Source organism: Leclercia sp. UBA5958 (genome assembly GCF_002430365.1).
Taxonomy (GTDB): Bacteria; Pseudomonadota; Gammaproteobacteria; order Enterobacterales; family Enterobacteriaceae; genus Enterobacter; species Enterobacter pneumoniae.
In genome coordinates, this window is record NZ_DJCE01000012.1 from 256,855 (window position 1) to 277,727 (window position 20,873).

Annotated in this window: 18 protein-coding genes and 1 pseudogene; 10 read left to right on the forward strand and 9 right to left on the reverse strand. The window is 48.8% G+C overall.

Translation table 11 applies throughout. The features are described 5' to 3' along the window. The first annotated feature begins 254 nt into the window (after nucleotides 1-254). Nucleotides 255-407, forward strand: coding sequence for a hypothetical protein (locus B2Q93_RS19540; RefSeq protein WP_286934120.1), 153 nt, complete (start codon nucleotides 255-257; stop codon nucleotides 405-407). Nucleotides 408-518: 111 nt separating this feature from the next. Here the strand turns inward: B2Q93_RS19540 and B2Q93_RS19545 are convergent, their stop codons facing one another. The 5 genes from B2Q93_RS19545 to B2Q93_RS19565 all read right to left on the reverse strand — a co-directional run bounded on the left by B2Q93_RS19545 (nucleotide 519) and on the right by B2Q93_RS19565 (nucleotide 5,345). Then, on the reverse strand, nucleotides 519-1,649 hold the full coding sequence (locus B2Q93_RS19545) for a beta family protein (protein ID WP_286934122.1): 1,131 nt from the start codon (nucleotides 1,647-1,649) through the stop codon (nucleotides 519-521). A gap of 16 nt (nucleotides 1,650-1,665) precedes the next feature. Then, nucleotides 1,666-2,877: an ImmA/IrrE family metallo-endopeptidase gene (locus B2Q93_RS19550; RefSeq protein WP_286934124.1), complete on the reverse strand. Its 1,212-nt coding sequence runs from the start codon at nucleotides 2,875-2,877 to the stop codon at nucleotides 1,666-1,668. Further along, complete coding sequence (locus tag B2Q93_RS19555) at nucleotides 2,877-3,137, reverse strand: type II toxin-antitoxin system HigB family toxin (RefSeq protein ID WP_286934126.1); 261 nt, start codon at nucleotides 3,135-3,137, stop codon at nucleotides 2,877-2,879. The genes B2Q93_RS19550 and B2Q93_RS19555 overlap by 1 nt, the downstream gene beginning before the upstream one ends. Before the next feature lie 280 nt (nucleotides 3,138-3,417). Continuing rightward, nucleotides 3,418-4,005, reverse strand: a complete 588-nt coding sequence (locus B2Q93_RS19560; protein ID WP_286934127.1) for a tyrosine-type recombinase/integrase — start codon at nucleotides 4,003-4,005, stop codon at nucleotides 3,418-3,420. Nucleotides 4,006-4,952: 947 nt separating this feature from the next. Next, nucleotides 4,953-5,345, reverse strand: coding sequence for a hypothetical protein (locus B2Q93_RS19565; RefSeq protein ID WP_286934129.1), 393 nt, complete (start codon nucleotides 5,343-5,345; stop codon nucleotides 4,953-4,955). Between the two features lie 171 nt (nucleotides 5,346-5,516). On the opposite strand from B2Q93_RS19565, the pseudogene B2Q93_RS19570 reads away from it, so the two are divergent. Continuing rightward, a pseudogene (locus B2Q93_RS19570) lies at nucleotides 5,517-5,972 on the forward strand (type I restriction endonuclease subunit R); the annotation flags it as partial. A 92-nt stretch (nucleotides 5,973-6,064) separates the two neighbouring features. Next, complete coding sequence (locus B2Q93_RS19575) at nucleotides 6,065-6,874, forward strand: toll/interleukin-1 receptor domain-containing protein (RefSeq protein ID WP_286934130.1); 810 nt, start codon at nucleotides 6,065-6,067, stop codon at nucleotides 6,872-6,874. Nucleotides 6,875-7,087: 213 nt separating this feature from the next. Here the strand turns inward: B2Q93_RS19575 and B2Q93_RS19580 are convergent, their stop codons facing one another. Next, the gene (locus B2Q93_RS19580) at nucleotides 7,088-7,705 is read right to left on the reverse strand and encodes a class I SAM-dependent methyltransferase (RefSeq protein WP_286934133.1); all 618 of its coding nucleotides are present in this window, start codon (nucleotides 7,703-7,705) and stop codon (nucleotides 7,088-7,090) included. Continuing rightward, entirely contained in the window at nucleotides 7,705-8,718 is a 1,014-nt protein-coding gene (locus B2Q93_RS19585) for an HNH endonuclease (RefSeq protein WP_286934134.1), read from the reverse strand. Before B2Q93_RS19585 ends, B2Q93_RS19580 begins: the two co-directional genes overlap by 1 nt. A gap of 593 nt (nucleotides 8,719-9,311) precedes the next feature. On the opposite strand from B2Q93_RS19585, the gene B2Q93_RS19590 reads away from it, so the two are divergent. The 4 genes from B2Q93_RS19590 (at nucleotide 9,312) to B2Q93_RS19605 (ending at nucleotide 15,817) form a co-directional block, all read left to right on the forward strand. After that, nucleotides 9,312-10,154, forward strand: a complete 843-nt coding sequence (locus tag B2Q93_RS19590) for a helix-turn-helix domain-containing protein (protein ID WP_040077379.1) — start codon at nucleotides 9,312-9,314, stop codon at nucleotides 10,152-10,154. A 183-nt stretch (nucleotides 10,155-10,337) separates the two neighbouring features. Further along, nucleotides 10,338-11,639, forward strand: coding sequence for an MFS transporter (locus tag B2Q93_RS19595; RefSeq protein WP_286934136.1), 1,302 nt, complete (start codon nucleotides 10,338-10,340; stop codon nucleotides 11,637-11,639). Between the two features lie 13 nt (nucleotides 11,640-11,652). Next, the gene (locus B2Q93_RS19600) at nucleotides 11,653-14,319 is read left to right on the forward strand and encodes an alpha-L-rhamnosidase (RefSeq protein WP_286934138.1); all 2,667 of its coding nucleotides are present in this window, start codon (nucleotides 11,653-11,655) and stop codon (nucleotides 14,317-14,319) included. A gap of 127 nt (nucleotides 14,320-14,446) precedes the next feature. After that, a complete protein-coding gene (locus B2Q93_RS19605) occupies nucleotides 14,447-15,817 on the forward strand; it encodes a carbohydrate porin (RefSeq protein WP_286934139.1) in 1,371 nt (456 codons plus the stop codon). 262 nt (nucleotides 15,818-16,079) lie between these two features. Here B2Q93_RS19605 and symE read toward each other — a convergent pair whose 3' ends face one another. Next, nucleotides 16,080-16,406 (reverse strand): endoribonuclease SymE, encoded by a 327-nt coding sequence (gene symE / locus B2Q93_RS19610; protein ID WP_286808408.1) that lies wholly within the window; start codon nucleotides 16,404-16,406, stop codon nucleotides 16,080-16,082. Nucleotides 16,407-16,666: 260 nt separating this feature from the next. Between symE and B2Q93_RS19615 the strand changes: the two genes are divergently transcribed. Next, nucleotides 16,667-17,092 (forward strand): FosA family fosfomycin resistance glutathione transferase, encoded by a 426-nt coding sequence (locus tag B2Q93_RS19615; protein WP_286934140.1) that lies wholly within the window; start codon nucleotides 16,667-16,669, stop codon nucleotides 17,090-17,092. Here B2Q93_RS19615 and B2Q93_RS19620 read toward each other — a convergent pair. Further along, the gene (locus tag B2Q93_RS19620) at nucleotides 17,089-18,096 is read right to left on the reverse strand and encodes a LacI family DNA-binding transcriptional regulator (protein WP_286934141.1); all 1,008 of its coding nucleotides are present in this window, start codon (nucleotides 18,094-18,096) and stop codon (nucleotides 17,089-17,091) included. The two genes, B2Q93_RS19615 and B2Q93_RS19620, sit on opposite strands and share 4 nt — an antisense overlap. A 185-nt stretch (nucleotides 18,097-18,281) precedes the next feature. Here B2Q93_RS19620 and B2Q93_RS19625 point away from each other — a divergent pair, with 185 nt between their 5' ends. Together B2Q93_RS19625 and B2Q93_RS19630 are read left to right on the forward strand one after the other, a co-directional pair. Beyond that, nucleotides 18,282-19,370 (forward strand): cellulase family glycosylhydrolase, encoded by a 1,089-nt coding sequence (locus tag B2Q93_RS19625; RefSeq protein ID WP_286934142.1) that lies wholly within the window; start codon nucleotides 18,282-18,284, stop codon nucleotides 19,368-19,370. Nucleotides 19,371-19,415: 45 nt separating this feature from the next. Further along, nucleotides 19,416-20,795: an MFS transporter gene (locus tag B2Q93_RS19630; protein WP_286934143.1), complete on the forward strand. Its 1,380-nt coding sequence runs from the start codon at nucleotides 19,416-19,418 to the stop codon at nucleotides 20,793-20,795. The last annotated feature ends 78 nt before the right edge of the window (nucleotides 20,796-20,873 follow it).

Here is a 20,873-nt window from a genome sequence, read left to right on the forward strand (position 1 = left end):
ACGGTTTCAGCCACCGGATCACAACGGCTACCTGATAAGAAGCCATGACAAGGCGTCATCATTCCCATTAGGGGATCATACTTCTGCGGAAGTCGCTTCGCTCCGCCCCTCCTTATGTGCCCAACACGGCACGTAATTGTCACCTATTGCCTTCGGCACCATTTGGTAGGGTATTTTGGCACCTAGATATGTCACTGCGATTTTCTGTAGCCTGCCCTTATAGCCCCAGTGTGAGGGCTGATCTGGAGGTAATCATGGCGAAAAATGCAGCAGCAACCAAACGCAACAACCGTAAAATTCACGCTCGTAAGTTTCTGGCGACACCAGAGGGGAAAGCATGGCTCGAACGGAAGAAGGCAGAAGAGGCTGAGTTGAAAATGGTCACAGAGGTCAGGAAATTTATCTGAGTTGAGCTAATCATAAAGAAGTCGTTATAGTGGCGATAAATATCTACACCGTCTCTCCTCAGGCCTTTAAGACTAATAAAGAAACACGCCCAAAATAATGGGCGTGATTTTTTATATGGTTGCTGTTTTTTTAGCAACTCTAACTCTATTAAATTCGGTAATTTCTTCAACTACATAACTTATATGGTGGTTTGTATCATAGCTGATCCACTCAGTATTACCACCGAGTTTTTCTTTTTTACTACATGCCTTAATACATTCATCGCCCCAACTAAAGTCTGGCCCTAAGTAGTTGGGGGAATTGACGATGTTTTCAGCCAATTTGTGCAATTGTTTGTAACCATCCCCTTTCAATTTAGAGTAGCCACGAACAACAAAGTGTTTGTTTTCAATGGTGTATCGTATTTTTCCATTGGCATTAGGAGCTATAATATCGTCTTCGGCTTTAGGGTTTCTGATACCATAATCAGAGAAAACAAGAGGTAGCTTTGAATCATCAACGAATGATTTCCAAACGTTAATTTCGCGCCTTGTCACATAATCAGATGAATTCTCGTCCTTAACTGCTTTATTTATGAATGCGGGGAAGGAACCACCTGAAATAATAACGCATGAAAATTCATAATCGGATAAAATGTTTAAAACATGCTTGACGTGAGCGTTTAAGGATTCAATCGATTTGTTTGTAACATCATCAAAATCAAGCATTATCATGACTTCTTTGCTTGATAAGCCAAGCTCCTCCATGATTGTTTCAAGAGTCTCGGTGAAATAATCGACATCGTAAGAATCATCAATAATTGAAGATGAATCAATTCGAATGCAATAATTATTCCCATCAGGGATATTTAAATCTTTCAATGCTATTTGGTAATCTAAAATATCCCATCTATCGAATCCCACCACAGGGTGAATAATCGCGCCGCTTTTGGATAATTCTCTGTAAAGATAGCTCAGTACATGCTCACCAGTTTCAATATAACAGTCGGCTTTCCATTGCGTGATGTCAAAGAAAAAGGCGTTAGATTGGCATGAAGCTACAAGCTTTTTAGCCGTTCTTTGCAGATGATCTGTCAAAGGCTGTGTTGATTCCATGAGCCATTTTGGCTCTTTTTCTTTTCTTACTAAAATAGGAATCTCGAAAAAAGGTGCTATTTTTTCAGAGTATGCAGCCTTCAGATTTTTTAAAGCAGCGAATTCACCTGCTTTTGCTTTGAGAATAGGTACATATGTAGGGTACATAATAACTCTCCTGCGTTTAGTTATCGAAGGCCGGAACCAATAGTGCTTTTACTTCACCTTGACCAATCAGATCATTGAAAATTCTATAATTTCCGCTTTCACGCCGTATCCGACCTGCAATAATCGCAGGTGTAATTTTTAGCTCTCTTGAGAGGCTATCAATTGCCTCTTTAGATGGGGATGAATAAGCTTGGCTTCGCTTCCATGTCGACCTGGGTATAAATGCTTCTCTGGCAAGCCGATTTGCTTCTGACTCCTGTCTATCATCTGTGTTTGAGTCGATGTCATCTAAGAAAATCTCATTAGAATCAATATGTTTCCATATGTGGGCAACTTCATGTAACAAAGTAAACCAAAAGTTATCTAACCGATCATATCGTAAGCTCAAACCAATGATCGGCAACCCGTCAACGTCTTTTAGCGCTGCACCATCAATTCTTGTTCCCTTTAGACATGGCTCAATGACTATCGCAATGCCATGTTTTTCAAGGAACTCAATTGCTAATAAAGGGCCTTTTTCGAACCAACTTAATTGAGCAAGATCACGCATAAAGCTGGCTGATAAGACATCTGGATTAAAGACACCTAAGGAATTCTTGCGCTTACGTGCTTGTTGCACCACTCTGCTGACCCATGCAAACAGCGCATATTTTGTTGCAGGTGAATAAGCATCACCAGAAAGCGTCCGTTTGAATGAAACGCTGCTACTTGCCTGCCAACCCACTTGATCAATAAAGCTCTTTATAATTTCTTCGGTATTTTTCTTCGTTCTATCAACTATATCTGGAAGCCAACCTCTGTTTATCATTTCCTTAACTGGAAATTTAGACCAGTCAATGTGATCGTCAGAAGAGTGCTCATTGTCTGCATTCATCCCAACTAACGTATCTGTGGAAATGCCCAGCCCAATAGAAAGCGCTTTGATCATCGACACCGTCAAAGGTCTTTTACGGGCAAGGATTTCTGAGACCCTGCTTCTTGTTCCCAGATAGGGTACAAGATCAACCTGCTTTAGACCTTTCTCATGCATTCTGAAAAGAATGGCGTCAATAGGGTCAGGAGGTTCGATTGGATACTTGGAGTTCTCATATGCTTCAACAATAGTTATTAGCAACTCCAAGTCTTCATGCGCCTTGGAATGAATGGGGGGCATTTCCAGCATTAAAGAGTGAATCTTCTTTAAATACTCCTGATGCTGTTGCTCTGTTTTTATAACTTTGATATCCATTACATTACCTTTATTGAGGTAATAAGCACCAGTAACATGTTGAAATCAATGATAGTTTCAACAGCGATGTTGCTACCATCAACTTTGAATATGAAAGAGCGTCCATCAACACTGGAGGCGCTTGGAAACTGGTTCATAACATCATGGCCTGATTTCCAAACCACTGAATCTAACTCTGCTGCCCATGCATTGATCCAAACAATGCAGGCTGGTGTGGTTTTCTTGAACTCATCCAGATGATTTCTTCCGCACAATCTCATAATTTGTTCCTAATATGGGAACATCATAGTGTTCTCTGTTTGCTGTGTCAACTTGTTCCCAAAAATGGAACGCAAGAAATTTCAGTGGTTACATTTTACCCCGTTACAGTAATTATTTTCATGAATTCAATCAACAGAATAGCCATTTTAGCTTTTAGGGATTATAACGTCTTATAATGTTCGGTTAACTGCATCTTGATTTGGTCTGCGTTTGCCGCCATTGGCTGATATGCCAGCAGGGCCAACAAAGTCAAAACTTATGTTGTGCATTTTTTCATCGTTACCATTCCTCCCCAAGAGAAAACTCTTCTGATAGCGTGTCCGCAGTCTCTTGTGTGAACCCGATGTAAAATAGCGTTGAGGCAGGGTTTGCCTGGCCCAACAATTTTGTGATGTGTTCCAGTGGAGCACCGTTCTCAAACAATATACGGCCCTTGCTTTTGCGTGGTGTATGGCTTCCCACATCCTGAAAACCTGCACGGCGTCCGCATTTCCCGTACTCAGTCAACACCGCGTTGTGTGAAACTGGCAGGCCCTTCGACCTCAGATCGGACAGGCTGAATATGTAGTCACTGAATTTTGGGCGGTCTGCTGCTTCTTCCCGGCGAGCCTGGACGATAGAGCGCATAGCTGGGGTAATAGTTACCTTGTGAAGTTTCCCCGTCTTCTCTTGCTTGATAGACAGATGTGTTTTGCCCTCAGCGAACTGATCCCAGGTCAGCTTTACTGCATCACCGAAGCGGAGAGCGCTTTCAAATTGCATCGCCCAGAGGCAGCGAAACAGGTTCGTCTTTTTGTTCTTTGCTAACTCCGCGATGACTGCCTTCACCTCGTCCGCTGTCTTCAATGCCACCATCGAATTACCCATGCCCTTCTCCTTGCCGCCGGGCGGTTGCCAATCTCTTGATTGATAAATTTTTGATCAAAAACAATTAGATATAAAGTTCTTTAATTTATTAATAGCACAAAATGAACAAATGTTGAGAGCGGATTGTACGCCAAGTGATTGCAAGGCAGGTATGCCCCCGACCGCCGGGAGACTAACCAACATGGGTAGTGCCATAGCTTGGCAAGTAAGGAAATGTCCTTCGGTCCCTATGTCTGATCGGTTAGGCGGGGCTGATGGCCCCTTGCGGAAATGGCAGGATCTTTTGCAAATATCTTAGTGGCTGAGTTATCGAGTACCGCCCGAGTCCCGAGCATCACCCCAACGAAGTGAATAAACCTTGCCTGAACCTGCATAAATACTGCATATAAAGGTCGTCTGATGGTGATTGTAGTCTCATCTGTTTATTATCAATCACTTATAAAGTGGAGACTATAAGTCTTCACTTTCAGTGCTTCGCTCTCCTTCCTCCTGCACTGCTGCAATTCCCACAGCATGACGCCAGCGACTGGAGATATTCTCTAAACTTCCGACCTAGATCTTGACCTCTTCCCACAATTAAAACAGCATCAAACCTTCTAACCCCACCAATCCCTCCTACGCTTAACCAGAAGCCCGTAGCGGCATTATCTCCACACAACTGTGAACTGAAAGACCAATAATCCACGACATCCCACAGCGTTATACAGGTGGCTCACTGCGTCCAAAAATGGAAGTATTTTCAAAAGGTTGTGAAGAAAATTTATTTTTTCGGTATGGAAGGGTGGATCGGTGATTGTGTTTAGCCACACCATGAATGACAGATTTAACGCATCCAGCACTGGCGTGGCTTCGTTGTATATATCAAGATATAACGATCACGACACCCCACAGGCGAGCCAGTGACGCAAGGCTGGATTTACGGATAAATAAAAGCAATTAAACTGCATTTAACGGCTTTTATTGCCTTTAAAAATCCAATCAATCAGGGTGCTTATTGTTGAACCAACTACTGCACCACCTGTTTTTTCAGCCCCAGCTTTCAGAATGTTAATCACGGTATCGCCTACGCCCGGAGCCTGCTGTTGAAGTAAATTCAAACCACGAGGTGTTAACTTGGCGGCGGTGTCCATGTCGGTTGAAGAAATAATCTCCGTATAACCCATATCAGTGAGCGCCTGGAGCGTGTAGCACAACAGGTCAATCTGAGCTCTGTCTCCTCTGGGCTTCCAGCCGAAGTCTGAAAAGTCGAAATATGAGTAAAACGGATAGTCCGCAAACAGTTTCACCAGAATTCCGGTTGCCATCTCGTTAAAGCAGTCTTTACCTTGGACGAATTCCATATTGTTTCCTTTTGTTCACTGATTGAACGAGGTTACTTATTTACGGTTGAAAGTACCAGTAAGGAAATATGACGCTGTGCTATTAATCATTGGGTAAGAGGTAACTTCTGCCAGAGGGGAGGGGGTATGGTAATAGTGAACATAGGGGAGGTTCTGTATGATCTGCAATAAGAGCACATAAAACTTAGCAACGTCGAGATGAGCCATTACCTCCTGTCGAAGCTCTACGAACAGCATTTTAAGCTCCAGGAACATGCTGAAGAATAAAAAATCAAACCTGATAATGATGTCGGTACGGCACAGCCGAAGGACAAGAAAGAAGAGTTTCTGTCGAATATCCTGGCGCGCCTTAACGAGCTGTATGTCACTGATAACCTCACTGATAAAGACATGTTCAATTATGCCTTCGCGGTGCGAGACAAGCTGTCAGAAAACCAGGCGGTGATGACGCAGACTGCCAACAATACGCGTGAACAGGCGATGCTGGGCGATTTCCCGAAGGCGATTGATGATGCCGTGATGGACATCAACGACGCCCAGCAGGAGATGATGGTGCAATACCTCACTAATCCTGAGCTGGCGAAAGGCTTTGCCCGCGTGGTGTTTGATATGTTGAAAGGGTCTTGAATTTATGGAAATGCAGCTAAAATGCTTCCAGTATGTTCCAAAGAACATTTGATTTTTTATACTTTTTCAATCTTTGATGCAGGAAAAAATTTATGATAAATGATTACCTTTATGTATTTGAGTGTGACTATGGACATCGAATAAAAGAAAAGCAATTTATAAAGGATATTCTCAATTCCTTTGATAAAGATTATGCAACGATGGTTGGGGTTATGGTAAATAATAACCCATACTGTCTTTCATTTAATGTGGCTGTTAATTTGCAAAAAGATCCTATTCCATTTGAGAATTGGCTGAAAAATAAATACCCAGAGAAAATGAGGCGACATAATGTATTCACTAAAGATCTTATGCACTATAATATAGTGACGTTTTTAGATGAGGATATGGTAGATTTATTTATATCCGAGCAAGGGAATAGTCATCCCTTTTTATGGCCCGAAAGAGAACTGTTGGAGAAAAACCATCCACAATATGCCGGACTTCAGAAAAAACAGTCAAAAGTATTCATAAGTCATTCTTCAAGAGATAAGCCATTAATCGTCAACACTTTAAACTCTTATTTACAAGCTAATGAAATTGCGACCTGGTATGATAGTTTTGATATTGACTATGGCGATAATATATTGATTAAAGTTAATGAAGGTATTGAAAAATCTGATGTTGGTCTATTTGTGCTGACTGATAATTTCTTTGATAGCCGAAGTGGCTGGCCTGTAACGGAATTTTCAGCATTTTTTATGAGTTTAATGAATACTAAGAAAAAAATCCTTATGATCGATGCTGGTGTTACAGAAGGGAAAATAATGGATATTATGAAAGCTTATCGCTATATCCAGTGGGAGGGGGGGAGGGCTCTTCCGGAAATTGCGAATGCAATAAATAAAATGCTTGCCAAATAATAGCAATGTTTGAAGCTAATATGGATGCAATATCCTCAGAAGTGACCGCTTAGGCGGTCACCCGACTAAGTAATTGCGCAATTTAATCCAATCTCATAAAATTAATTGTGATGTCATTAATTTTTTAAGAGTTAATGTTTAAGATCATATTGTATTAGTTTTGTTTGCGCTTGATAAATATATTTTTATCTTGTTTTATGTGTTAACCCATTTTTATGGTGAGGGAAATTTGACTGGTAGTCGAATATTTCCATGCGCCTTATTCAACACTCCATTTAACCACTTCTCATTCCGCTCCGGCCGTTTATCCTGCGTACCCCACAGCGCCAATATGTCCAATCCAGGCACAGCCTCCACCAACCTCCTTAACCCCACCTCATCCATATCCGTAAATCGCCTTCCATCTACCTCCCGTTCCCCATCCCCATACTTAAACGACACATACCACACCCCCCCAGGCTTAAGCGCATCCGCAAGTCTCCGCATCACCCCCGGCAACTCCACAGCCGGAACATGCAGCAGAGAAGCACAGCACCAAATCCCGTCAAACTCTTCCTTCCAGGCCACATTCGCAAACGTCATCAACTGAACCGGCAATCCGGTATGCGCACGCGCCATCTCAACCAGGGCAGATGAGGCATCAAAGGCTTCTACCTGGTAGCCCATTTCCATAAACGCTTTGGCATCACGCCCTGAGCCACACCCGGCATCCAGCACCCGCGCACCGGGCGCAAGAGAGCGGGTAAAGGTTTCGTAGAGTGAAGACATATCAACATTCACCGTGCCGTCGAAAAATGTCTGTGCGTTGTTCTGGTAGTAATTAAGCGTCATTAGAATGTGGCCTCGCCTTCGGCGTTGGGTTCCCAGATATGGAAGAGCATTACTTTGGCAGCATTCCAGTTCTTTTCAAGAAAGTCTTTTCGCACGGCGGGATGACGCCCTGTTTGTTGGACGATCGTCTCATGCAGGGGAAGTTTGCTCTGAATAAAATACTCGTTGCGCCGGTTTAATCTTTCCAGAAGTTTAATCCCCGGCAGATGCGCGAACTTGCCTGCGGCACCACGGTTACAGCATTTGCAGGCGAGCACCAGGTTCCAGACGCCATTGATATTGGCGACCCCCTCACGGGCGGCCCAGGGGATAAAGTGGTCAACGTCTGCCAGTTCGGCATCGCCGGGAATCAGGCTGATTGGCCTGTAACAGTAAAAACAGCGGCCTTTCTGGTAACCATTCAGGCTGTCGCGGCAGCTGGTGATATCAACGCGTCGCGCATTCACTTTGGCAAACAGCATCTGATTACTTTCATCGAATTCGACACCAACCAGATTACGTGACACGCCCATCGCCCAGGCTTGCTCCACCAGATTCCAGCGCGCCGTCGTTTCAAAGGCCAGGTTTTGATATTGCTGGCGTTCACCCAGCAAGTAGAAATTATCCGTTAGCCGTATGCCTTTATGCGTTTTGCGCTCATCGATGAAAAAGCGTTTGTCGATCTCGGCGGCATTAACATTATGGAAGGCGTCCAGTACCACGCCGAACCCACGGCGAACGGTGCTGTCAATCAACTGGCTCTGCGAGACCTCACCCTGATTAAAGCCAACGCAGGTATCCAGATACTGGCTTTTGCTGGATGTAATTTGCTTCGGGGCGTGCTTCAGGTGCTCGCAAAGATGGCGGCTGAAGGGGACAGCGAGTTCATCCAGGGTGATTAGGTCGCTGCCTGTTTTATCCACTTCATAGAGCGCATGCGCAAGCGCAAACTTGTAGGATGCGACGTTCCTTCCAAAGAGAATCACCCCGCGCCAGTAGTTCTCCAGCGTAGGATCGGCCTGGTAAAATTCCATCGATAAGGGTCCTGTTACGTGGGTAAGGTTGTGGGCAACCGAAACCTGTAACGGGATCACATAACAAATTGTGGATGATGTAAATCGTAAATTGATAGATGTGGTGAATTCTTGATGGGGGGTATTGAAGCTTGAATTTCATACTTCAGCCCGACGCAAAAGATGGTGAAGTCGATTGTCCCGGGCATTTCCATTCATCACCCTGGCGATACCGTTATCTCTCAAACCCCTTTTCCCTTGCTTCTGCACAATTGCACCGCTGGCTGCGATTATTCCGAAAGGTTTTATTAGGCGTATAAACAGTGCGGTGATAATTTAATTGCGCCCAGCAATTATCTTTTCTGCAAAAATGTCCAATAGCGTCGAAATAGATAACGCATTCCCCGAAGTGCTGTCGAAAAATGAAGGTTAAATCACGCCGAATTACGCCTGAGTGCCATTTTACCGTGTAGACTTGGCATAACTAATGTTGTTAAATGGAAACAAATAAGATGCAGATGAATGTTAATAACGAGATAAAAAGCTATACAGTGACGCATGAACAGAAAGCGCAGTAAAGAAAATGAAAATTAACTGTTCAATATGGTGATAATATGAAAGTTCTGCAAAGCCAGGAATTTTTCTTATCAGATAGGCATGCCTTCTGCCTGTTTATGCTGGGAAAGCAAAACATGGAGGAAGTACATGGACATGATTTTGATGAGATTGTCATTGTAAGCGAAGGAAGTGGTTTCCATATTATTAATGGCAGCGTCGAATTTATCTATAAAGGTGATTTCTTTTTTGTATCAGTGAACGATACCCACAGTTACCTTTCTACCAATAATTTGTCAGTGATTAACGTATTAATTCATAAGGAACGCAGCTTTTTCTTTCTGGCAAATATCGCTAAGTTGATCGACATTCTTAAAGAGAACAACAGTCTGAGATGCACCTACGATACTTCATTATCGGAAGAGGAACTGGATAAAATCCTTGGTTTTACGCAAATCATAAACCAGCTCCAGGATGATGAATTTGATGAGCTTTACTTCTCTACGGCAGAGACTGCCATACTGGGCATCCTTGACACCTTGTGCCGCCGGGCGCGGAAAAAAACCTTGCGGCAGCAGGCCGAAGCCTGTGGGCGAAAATATTTGATCAATGCCCTGAAGCACAACTATTTACGGCATATCAACTGGGAAGGGCTATGTGATGAAAGTCGGATGACGAAACGGACCATGTTCCGCTTCGTCAAGGATGTTACCGGCTATACCCCCGCAAAGTTTCAGCTGCTTTTTCGCTTATTGAAAGCTCAGGAGCTTTTACGCACCACAGATAAAACGATTAATGAAGTGGCAATAAATTGCGGTTTTATGAATACCGTAAGATTCACGGAGACCTACAAAAGGCAATTCCGCTATACGCCCTCTCAGGAGCGGAAATTGGTGCGCTAATCCAGTAAGGATAAATTACATTTATCAGGCATCGCTTTTTCCATTGTAGGGGAGGGAGGTATTGGCAAAAAGGTAGTGAAGAAATAAGACAGGAGCCCAATTTATTCAGTGGGCCTGTTATTTATGTGGTTGACGTAGAATTTCCTCTGATAAAACAAATAAACCCTACACAGGATAAATATTATGTCAATGAATAAAACTGCCAACCCCTGGTATATAGGGGTGGTGTCAGGGATGGCATCTTATATTGATTCCGCTGCCATTATATCTAATGGCACTGCACTGGTTATCTATCAAAAAACGATTGGTACAACCTCAACCGAGATAGGTATTCTCTCGGGGTTGCTCACATTATGTATTGCCCTCGGCGCGTTTACGGGGGGGCGGTTGGGCGATCGAGTAGGCCGTCGTAAAGTGTTTATTATTACCATGGCGATGATCATAGTCGGAACACTGTTGTTAGCGTTCGGGCTGTCATTTATCACCTTGTTGGTGGGCACGCTACTCATTGGTTTGGCAACAGGCGCAGATTTGCCGGTTTCACTGGCCACTATCTCTGAAGCGGCATCCGACAAAAACCGCGGCAAAATTATCGCCTTCTCCAATTTACTCTGGACCGTCGGGATCGGCGTCACCATGGGCATTGGCGCGGTTGTTGGGGAATGGGGCCGGGTCGGCGCGCAAATCATGTATATGCATGTTGGCCTGGTCGCGCTGATATTGCTTATTCTGCGTTGGTTTATTCCAGAATCCCCTCTGTGGCTTGTTGCACGCGATGAACTGCGTCGCGGCGTTGCTACCGTGCGGGCTCAAAAATCATCCTTTAAAGATCTCCTGCAGGGGAAATACCTCTGGCCATTTTTGACCCTATGCGTTTTCTACACTTTCACCAATCTTGCAGCTAATACCGGCGGGCAATTCGGCACCTATGTCGCCGTGAATGTGGTGGGCATCTCTGTCAGTACTAACTCGCTATGGAATTTGCTGATCATGCCCGTAGGCATGGCATCCGGCATTCTGTTTATGCGCATTGTTGATACCTCAAAACGTATGCCGTTCTTTATTCTGGGCGCGGTAATGCTAACGGGCGGCTATGCGCTACCGATGCTTTTCAACTTTGCTCCTGCGGCCTGGTTCGGCTGCATGTTTTTGACCAATATGGGCAATGGCCTGGCGTTTGAAGGCATCATGAAAGTCTGGTCCCAGGAGTCCTTTCCGACCATGTTGCGCTCGACCGCTCAGGGGATCATTGTTGCCGTCGCACGACTCTCCTGCGGTGTGCTCGCCTTTATCACTCCCGTACTTCTCGATGCCGGCCCGATGGTGCTCTACGCCATGCTCACCTCTACGGTAGGAGTCGGCCTGTTTCTGGCCTGGCTCTGCTTTCGCGGCAAACAACGCAATGAATTTGACGCCGAAGCCAACATGGTGGCGTCCAGTAATGACGATCCAAAGCTGAACAACCGATTTGTAGGTGAAAATTAACAGGAGCATTAACATGTTAGCAATTCAAAACGTCACGCTAAACTATGCGTCCGCACTGTACGGCGTCGAGTCCATGCCGGTTGTTGGCTGGGTCATTAGCAGCGATAAAAAGGGTGTCGAACAGACTCACTGGCAATTACAGGTCAGCGCTGATGCGGCATTTACATCCCTTATTTTCGACAGCGGAACCGTTGCCAGCGATACATCGCAAAATATTACGCTGAGTGGAATCGAACTCGATCATTCAACACGTTATTACGTCAGAGTAAAAATCAGCGATAACCATGGTCAACACAGCGACTGGAGCGATGCTGCACACTTTATAAGTGGCCTGCCTGCGGCGAAATGGCAGGCGGAATTTATTAGCGCTGAGAGGCCAGAGGAGCAAGCCTCTTCAAAAGGCTCATTGCTCAGAAACACTTTTGCGATTACGGATGCTGATGAAGTCGCCTCGGTTATCGTTCACGCCAGTGCCCTGGGCCTCTACAAACTCTATGTGAATGGCCAGAAAGTGGGGGAGGATGAGCTCGCCCCCGGCTGGACCAGCTATCACCACCACCTCCTTTACCAGACCTATGATTTAACCGATCTTGTCTGCGCAGGTGATAATGCTATTGCCGCGAGCATCGGTGCGGGCTGGTACAAAGGCGATATGAGCTTTAATCGCTATCGTAATTATTATGGCGAACGTACCGCCTTTATCTGCCAGATCGTGGTCAATTATCAAGACGGACGGCAGGTGCTTTACGGCACAGATACGGCATGGCGTGGTGCGGACTCCCCGGTACTTTTTTCTGAAATCTACGACGGCGAAATCTACGACGCGCGGCTGGAAATGCCGGGATGGAACCGCGTGGATTGCGACCTTTCCTCCTGGCGTGATGTAACCGTTATTCCGGCAGACAAAAAGGTTTTACGCGCGCAGGGGGCCAGTACGGTTCAGGCCATCGAAACGCTCACTCCGCGGGCGCTCATTACCACGCCGCAGGGCGAGCGGGTTATCGATTTTGGTCAGAACCTCACGGGCTGGGTCGCGTTTCGCGTTAGCGGTAAGGCGGGAGACAAAGTCATCTTGCGCCATTTTGAGGTGCTGGATGCCGACGGAAATGTCTATCTCGCAAACCTTCGCTCTGCGAAGCAGCGTGTCGAATACATTCTCCGTGGCGATGAAACGGAGACTTACCATCCTAACTTTACTTTCCAGGGTTTCCGCTACGTTAGCGTAGAGGCATGGCCCGGCGAAATCGTCCTGGACGATATTAAGGCGGTGGTGGTGCATTCACAGATGGAGCGCACCGGGGAATTCTTCTGCTCAAATCCGGACCTCAATCAACTCCATCACAATATCCTGTGGGGGCTTAAAGGAAACTTTGTCGATGTACCGACAGACTGTCCGCAGCGGGACGAGAGACTGGGCTGGACTGGGGATGCGCAAATCTTCTGCCGTACCGCGAGCTATCTCATGCAGACGCGAAATTTCTTCGCCAAATGGCTAACGGATTTGCACTATGACCAGACCCCGGAAGGGGGGGTACCACATGTGGTACCAGACATTCTCACCGATCGTTGCGATAACGACCGTTTTCTCTCGGATGGTTGCACCCACTCTGCGGCGGCGTGGGCAGATGCGGCAGTGATCAATCCCTGGACGTTGTATCTGATGTATGGCGACAAAGAGACGCTGCGTAACCAGTACTCCAGCATGAAAGCGTGGATTGATTTTATGCGTGCCCATGCCGTGGACAATAAGTGGTCTTATAAGCTGCAGTTTGGCGATTGGGTGGCGCTGGATGCCAAAGAGGGCAGTTATTTTGGTGCCACGCCCAACGATTTAACCTGCATGGCCTATTACAGTTGGTCGACGCTGCTCTTTGCCAAAGCGGCAAAAGTGCTGGGGCACGAGGACGATTACGAAACCTACTTCGCGCTGCACCGCGATATTGTAAACAGTTTCCAGCAGGAGTTCTTTACCCCCACCGGGCGGTTAGCGGCCCGGACGCAAACTGCGCACATTCTGGCGTTGCATTTTGATCTGGTACCGGAGCAGTTCCGTGAGCGCACCGTCAATACCCTGGTGGAGTTGCTGGCTGAACAGGATGGGCATCTGGTGACTGGTTTCGTCGGCACCCCCTATTTCTGCCATGCCCTGAGCAACAATGGTCGTGCAAAAGAGGCCTGGCAACTGCTGTTGAAGGACGATTTCCCGTCCTGGCTGTATCAGGTCAAAGCGGGGGCCACAACCATCTGGGAGCACTGGGATGGTATTAAGCCAGATGGAACCATGTGGAGTCCGGATATGAACTCATTCAACCACTATGCCTATGGTGCGATTGGTGAGTGGTTATATCGCGCCGTGGCAGGGATTGATGTTGATGAGGCAGAGCCCGGCTTTAAACATACGCGCATTCAGCCGGTGATCGGCGGCGATCTTGAGTGGGTGAATGCCCGCTACCGTTCTGGTTATGGTGATATTGCTGTTAACTGGCAGGTTGAGGCTTCGGGGGATCAACAGCAGCATGTGGTCTTAAGTGTTATTGTGCCACATAACACCCATGCAACCGTTATTCTGCCAGCGGAAAGTCATATTGTTGATGCAGATAATATCGCCTTCACACTCCGGGATAATACCTGTCAAGCCAATATTGGATCGGGTAAATATCGTTTTGAGTATCGCTTTTAATAACGTCTAAGTCGTTACGTTATCAATAACTCCGGAATATCAGATGCGTTAATGCGGGTCTGATATTTTGGGCGTACTTACGCCATAAAAAAGAAAATACCTTTTACCCTACGTAATGGACAATATAATGAAAAAGACACTTATCGCCCTCTCATTAGGGATGGCACTGGCTGCGCCTGCGGCCTGGGCGCAAACAACGACGCTGGAGCAGCGTATGCAGCTCCTTGAACAACGTTTACTGGCAGCCGAAACGCGGGCGCAGAAGGCGGAAAGTGAGATACGCCAGTTAAAACAGACGCAGCAACCTGTTTCGCAAGCGGCGCCGCCAGACACCCCCGCTATAGCCGTTGTCAGTGCGACGCCTTCAGAAGAGAGCAGAAATAATGTGGCGGCCCCCACGTTGAAACTCAGCGGATTCGGCGATCTGAAACTCTATGGCGATGTCGAATTTAATATGGATGCCGAAAGTCGCAAAGGCTCGCTAATTAGTGACAGGGATAATGATAATGAAAAATGGGATATTAATGGTCGTATTTTACTGGGCATCGATGGTTATCGAAATCTGAATAACGGCCATTTTGCCGGATTTACTGCCCAACCGCTGGCCGATATGACCGGTTCGATGAATCTGGATGACGCTGCCTTTTTCTTCGGTAGAGAAAATGACTGGAAAATTAAAATCGGTCGATTTGAAGCCTTTGATATGTTCCCGCTCAATCAGGATACCTTCGTCGAGCACTCGGGCGATACGGCGAGCGATCTTTATGATGATGGCCACGGTTATATCTACATGATGAAAGAGGCTCGTGGACGTTCGGATTCCGGCGGTAACTTCCTGCTCAGTAAACAACTGGATAACTGGTATTTCGAACTGAACACACTGATAGAAAATGGCAGTTCGCTCTTTGTTGATTCGACCTATCATGGTCGGGAACTGGTCAATGACAAAAACGTGGTGTATTTACGTCCGGTGATCTCCTGGACCCAGGATGCCTTAAGTCTCTCTGCGGCTATGGAGTCCAATGTCGTCAATAACGCTTACGGATATTACGATCAGCAGGGCAAGTGGGTCGATCAATCTCAGCGTACCGGCTATGGCGCGGTCATGACATGGAACGGGCTTAAAAATGACCCTGAAAATGGTGTCGTCCTGAACCTGAGTACCGCCTACCTGGATGCGTCGGGCGAGAAAGATTTTTCTACTGGGATCAATGCGCTCTGGAAACGCTTTGAGCTCGGTTATATCTACGCTCACAATAAAATTGAACAGTTCGATCAAAACTCGCTGGTCGGCTGTGAAGATGATTGCTGGATATCGGATACGGGCACGTATGATATTCACACTCTTCATGCCTCTTATCAGATACCCAATATTATGGATATGAAGAATTTCAACATCTATTTGGGTACTTACTGGTCATGGCTGAATGAGAAGGGTGGGAACGAGGAGGCTCAGGACCGGTACGGCGCGCGCGTTCGCTTTAAATATTTCTTCTGACTGACTGGCCGTCTTCTCACACAAGAGCCTGTTACAGGCTCTTGTGTGATGCTTCCGTAAAATTAGTGCTTAGTGAAGGCAATACAGGACAACCAATAGGGGGCCGTTGATTTTGATTATCGCCGCGTGAGGGTATAAATCCCGGGTGCGGAATGCGTTACATCATCGCGATGCTGCCTACAAAACATGGTTAATTAACAGGTGCGGCGCAATAACAAAAAAGGCGCCATCAGCGCCTTATTCACAACCCGCATTCAGAGCCTCAGCGGCCTTTCCCCGCAATCACTCCAATAAACTCCACCACCTGCTTCTGCTTGCGTTTCGACAGCTTGCACGCCTCGCGCACCGCCAGTTCGAACTCCGACATCTCTTCCCGCGCCGTCAGCACAATGCAGCCCTGCATCACTTTCGCATCCACTTTGGTGCCAGTACCAAACCCGGCCTCTTCAAGCCAATGGCCCTTTATCGTCAGCGCCGGCAGGTGCAGATGATCGGGGTAACGACTCGCATAGCCCACGGTAAAATGGCGGCTCACTGCATCAAACACTTCTGGATCAAAACAATCTGCAATACAATCTGGCTTAGTCATGATTACTATTCCCTTAAATAGTGATTGTGATTAGCGGTGCGGGTATGTTGGCGCATATCCGCATCGCGAAAATAACAACACCTGTAAATCTACCCAGTAAAGAAAATAAAATCCACCTGAATATAAAACGTAATAAGCGTCATTAAGAAAGGTTTCAGAATAATTATTTTTTGATGAGGTAATATATTTAATTAATAAATCACTGTGCCACGTGTGATATATTTCTTATATTCTCTCACCGCTCACAGGCCAATAAAATCATGCTCCACGCCCTAAACCATCTCACCCTCGCCGTCAGCCATCTCCCCACCAGCATCGCCTTCTGGCGCGATCTTCTCGGCCTGCGCCTGCATGCCGAATGGGATACCGGGGCGTACCTCACCTGCGGGGATCTCTGGCTCTGCCTCTCTTACGATGACGCGCGCCAGTATGTTCCGCCGCAGAACAGCGACTATACCCACTATGCCTTCTCCGTCGCGCCGGAGCACTTCGACACGCTGGTACAAATGCTTACCGCTGCCAACGTCACCGTCTGGAGAGACAACAAAAGCGAAGGGGCGTCGTTCTATTTTCTTGACCCGGACGGGCACAAGCTGGAACTGCACGTCGGCGATCTCGCCGCGCGGCTGGCGGCGTGTCGGGAGAAACCCTATGCGGGCATGGTCTTTACTGCAGACGACAACTAACGCGAGCTGGAGGCACGCACCTTCAGCCTGCCTGCCAGCGTCACGTGGGTGGCGGCATCTTCCTGATTACACAAATACTCCACCGCCAGTCGCCCCAGTTCGCTGTAGGGCAGCTGGACGCTGGTGAGGGGCGGGGACATCTGCTCGGAAATCTTCTGATCGTCGTAGCCTGCCAGCAGGATATCGTCCGGGATCTTCACCCCGGCGCCTGCCAGGGCCTGATAACAGCCAATCGCCAGCCAGTCGCTGGCGCAAAAGATGGCGTCCGGACGTTCTTCCTGCCCAAGTAACGACGCGGTAGCGGTAAACGACTCGCTAAACTGCCAGTTGGTCTGGCGCACCAGGCGCTCATCGCACGCTAACCCGGCCTGCTGTAAGGCTGCCTGATACCCCGCCAGACGCTGGCGCGACGCCTCCATCCAGCTCTCACCGGTAATGTGGGCAATGCGCGTTGCGCCGCAGGCGATCAGGTGTTTGGTGATCTGAAAGGCGTTGGCATAGTCATCCGGAATAAACGAGGGCAGCAGCGGCGAGCCAGGATCGCGCTGGTTCAGCAACACCAGCGGAATGCGCGAGCACGCCTCAAACGCCGCCATATCCACCAGCGTCGTCACCGGGGAGGCGAGGATCACCCCCACGCAGTTGCGCTTCTCCAGCTGGCGGATAATGTTCAGCGCCAGCTCCACGTCGTCGCCGTAGTCATACACGGTGAGCAGCGCTTCGTTGCGCCACGCCGCTTCCCGCGCCTGGCTGATGGCATCGATAAAGGGATCGTAACTCTGCAGGGAGCTAACCAGCAGGGCGATCTCTTCCTGGTTGCGCGGAGCATGGATGGCGGGCAGGCGGTCGTAACCCAGTTCGGTCGCCACGCCAATCACCCGCTGGCGGGTCTCGTCGCTAAGCTTAATGTTGCGAGACTGGTTAAGCACCAGCGATACCGTCGCCTGCGACACCCCGGCCGCCCGCGCAATATCGTTCATCGTGACTTTATTTTTCCGCTTCATCCGTTCTCTCCCTCTCCCGACACCGCATCATACCCTACCTGCCCACCTTAGCGCTGTCGATCACGTTTCTTCCTGATGCCGCAACGATCTTTGTGATTGCCGTCGCTTTTTTACGCATGGCGATTTGCTCATTTATGCTGCTACTAATATTTATTAGCTAAATATTATCAGTAAGAGGAACAGCGATGAAACAGCAATGGAGCAAGGAACAGGCGCAGGCGTGGTATCAGCAGCAGGGATGGCTGTGTGGGTTTAACTACCTCCCTTCTACGGCGGTGAACTGGACCGATATCTGGCAGGAAGAGACCTTCGACCCGGAGACCATCGACCGGGAGCTGGGCTGGGCAGGGGAGGCGGGCTTTAACACGCTGCGTATCAATCTGCCGTTTATCGTCTGGGAGCACGATCGCGACGGGCTGATGGCGCGTATCGACCGTTTTCTGACGATCGCCGCTCGTCGTGGCTTTAGCACCATGCTTACGCTAATGGACGACTGCGGCTTCTCGGGGGATGAGCCCTATCTGGGGCCGCAAAAAGCGCCGGTGCCGGGTAAGCACAACAGCCAGGCGGCGGCAAGCCCCGGCCGGGATAAAGTCTGCGATCGCGACTGTTGGCCGCAGATTGAGCGCTATATCCGCGATGTTGTTCGCCAGTTCCGCGACGATAAGCGCGTGCTGCTGTGGGATCTCTACAACGAGCCGGGTAACCGGGGCATCTTCGCCACCGGCACCGAAGAGGTGTTATACGACGAAAAACTGGAAACCTGCGCCCATGAGTTGATGAAGCTGGCGTTCCAGTGGGTGCGGGAAGAGGATCCCGTCCAGCCGCTGACCGTCTGCGCCTGGCGTCTGCCGGCGGAAGAGGCGGGGGAGACCTTCTATCAACACCCACTGGATCAAACTGCGCTGGCTCTGTCGGACGTGGTGAGTTATCACGCCTACACGAACACCGCCCGCATGACGGCCATTATCCAGCAGTTGCAGACGCTGGGTCGCCCGATCTTCTGTACCGAATGGCTGGCCCGGCACGTGGGCGGCACCATCGAAGAGCAGCTACCGCTCATGTACATGGCGAAGGTTGCCCCGTATCAGTGGGGGCTGGTGCGCGGCAAGACCCAGACCTGGCTGCCGTGGCCGGTGGTGATGACCAGCTCCAACGACTACTGTCGCCTGTGGTTCCACGATGTGTTCGAAGAGAACGGCATTCCCTTCTCCCGCACGGAAATCGCCCTGATCCAAAAGCTCCGTCACATTGCCCCGCAGCCGCGGGCATAAAAATAACGACCCGGCGCTGCGGCGCCGGGCAGCAAGGTACGCACTATGGCAACGACAATGAAAATACCGTCTCGCGAGTTGTGGTCTTATTTTGGCTATGGTTTAGGTCAGTGTTTTAGTTTTGGTTTAGTGGGTTCATTTATTAACTACTTTTATACCGACGTGCTGGGGATCTCGGCCCTGGCGGCCAGTACCATCTTCTTAATTGCCCGCGCGTGGGATGCGGTTCACGATCCGCTGTTTGCCAGCATCATGGACACCATTCACACCCGGTTCGGTAAGTTTCGTCACTTTTTACTGCTTGCCCCGCTGTTGATCACCGGCGTCACGCTACTGTCGTTCTATAAAATCGAAGCGGACATGACCACCAAAATCCTCTACGCCGGGGTGACCTACATCCTGTGGGGAACGTTGTATGCCATCTCCGATATCCCGTTCTGGTCGATGTCGTCGGTGATGACTAACGACTCTGGTCAGCGTACCCGCGCGGTCACGGCGGCGATGCTGGGCGTTAACGCCGGTATCGCCTGCGCCAATATCTTCTTCCCGAAGCTGACGGCCTTCTTCGCCCAGTACAGCAATGACAAAGGCTACTTTATGGCGGCGCTGGTGATGATGCTGGTGGGCCTGCCGCTGATGCTGAACGGCTTTATGCAGATTAAAGAGCGCGTGCCGCCCAGCCCGGAAAAGGTGACGATGCGCGACACCTTCCACAACCTGCGCCAGAATAAGCCGCTGTTTATTATCCTACTGTCGTTCTTCTTCTGCGTGTTTCACAACGTTGCCAATGGCATCTACATCTACTTCTTCATCTACAACATGGGCGACGGCGGCCTGCAGATGGCGATAGGCGTGATGGGGATCGTGGCGGCGGTGGTGTGCCTGGTCGCCCCGATGCTGACCCGCAAAATGCAGAAACGGAGGCTGTTTATGATCCTCTGCGGGCTGGATATCGCGGTGCGCATAGTGATGTGGTTTGCGGGTTATCACTACACGGCGCTGCTCTTTATCCTGCTGGGCCTGAGCACGCTGTTCGTGATGATGAGCAATATCCTCACCTCGTCGATGATTGCCGATACCATCGAGTACGCCGAGTACCACACCAACAAGCGCTGCGCGGCCATCACCTTCTCCGGGCAGACCTTCACCGGCAAGATGTCGGTAGCGGTGGGGGGCGGGCTGATTGGCGTGTTCCTGACCATCATCGGCTATGTGCCGCAGGCGCAGGCCCAGAGCGACAGCGTGCTCACCGGGCTGTTCTTCGGTATCTGTCTGCTGCCCGCCATCGGCTCGCTGATCCGCCTGGCGGTCATGTCGCGCTTCACCTTTACGGAAGAGAAGCACGCGGAGATCTGCCGCCTGCTGGCGGAGCGCCGCAACCTAAGCGACAAGGGGCCGCTGGAGACGCCAGCGCCGGCCAACTGATCTCACCCGACGCCTGCCCTGCGGGCGTCCTTTTCCCCCTGTTTCACTATATGAAACATTTTTTCCGCCCCTTCTTTG

Excerpts from the sequence above, each read along its gene's own strand:
- B2Q93_RS19540 (WP_286934120.1), top strand. The coding sequence starts at position 255 with ATGGCGAAAAATGCAGCAGCAACCAAACGCAACAACCGTAAAATTCAC.
- B2Q93_RS19545 (WP_286934122.1), bottom strand. The coding sequence starts at position 1,649 with ATGTACCCTACATATGTACCTATTCTCAAAGCAAAAGCAGGTGAATTC.
- B2Q93_RS19550 (WP_286934124.1), bottom strand. The coding sequence starts at position 2,877 with ATGGATATCAAAGTTATAAAAACAGAGCAACAGCATCAGGAGTATTTA.
- B2Q93_RS19555 (WP_286934126.1), bottom strand. The coding sequence starts at position 3,137 with ATGAGATTGTGCGGAAGAAATCATCTGGATGAGTTCAAGAAAACCACA.
- B2Q93_RS19560 (WP_286934127.1), bottom strand. The coding sequence starts at position 4,005 with ATGGGTAATTCGATGGTGGCATTGAAGACAGCGGACGAGGTGAAGGCA.
- B2Q93_RS19565 (WP_286934129.1), bottom strand. The coding sequence starts at position 5,345 with ATGGAATTCGTCCAAGGTAAAGACTGCTTTAACGAGATGGCAACCGGA.
- B2Q93_RS19575 (WP_286934130.1), top strand. The coding sequence starts at position 6,065 with ATGATAAATGATTACCTTTATGTATTTGAGTGTGACTATGGACATCGA.
- B2Q93_RS19580 (WP_286934133.1), bottom strand. The coding sequence starts at position 7,705 with ATGACGCTTAATTACTACCAGAACAACGCACAGACATTTTTCGACGGC.
- B2Q93_RS19585 (WP_286934134.1), bottom strand. The coding sequence starts at position 8,718 with ATGGAATTTTACCAGGCCGATCCTACGCTGGAGAACTACTGGCGCGGG.
- B2Q93_RS19590 (WP_040077379.1), top strand. The coding sequence starts at position 9,312 with ATGAAAGTTCTGCAAAGCCAGGAATTTTTCTTATCAGATAGGCATGCC.
- B2Q93_RS19595 (WP_286934136.1), top strand. The coding sequence starts at position 10,338 with ATGTCAATGAATAAAACTGCCAACCCCTGGTATATAGGGGTGGTGTCA.
- B2Q93_RS19600 (WP_286934138.1), top strand. The coding sequence starts at position 11,653 with ATGTTAGCAATTCAAAACGTCACGCTAAACTATGCGTCCGCACTGTAC.
- B2Q93_RS19605 (WP_286934139.1), top strand. The coding sequence starts at position 14,447 with ATGAAAAAGACACTTATCGCCCTCTCATTAGGGATGGCACTGGCTGCG.
- symE (WP_286808408.1), bottom strand. The coding sequence starts at position 16,406 with ATGACTAAGCCAGATTGTATTGCAGATTGTTTTGATCCAGAAGTGTTT.
- B2Q93_RS19615 (WP_286934140.1), top strand. The coding sequence starts at position 16,667 with ATGCTCCACGCCCTAAACCATCTCACCCTCGCCGTCAGCCATCTCCCC.
- B2Q93_RS19620 (WP_286934141.1), bottom strand. The coding sequence starts at position 18,096 with ATGAAGCGGAAAAATAAAGTCACGATGAACGATATTGCGCGGGCGGCC.
- B2Q93_RS19625 (WP_286934142.1), top strand. The coding sequence starts at position 18,282 with ATGAAACAGCAATGGAGCAAGGAACAGGCGCAGGCGTGGTATCAGCAG.
- B2Q93_RS19630 (WP_286934143.1), top strand. The coding sequence starts at position 19,416 with ATGGCAACGACAATGAAAATACCGTCTCGCGAGTTGTGGTCTTATTTT.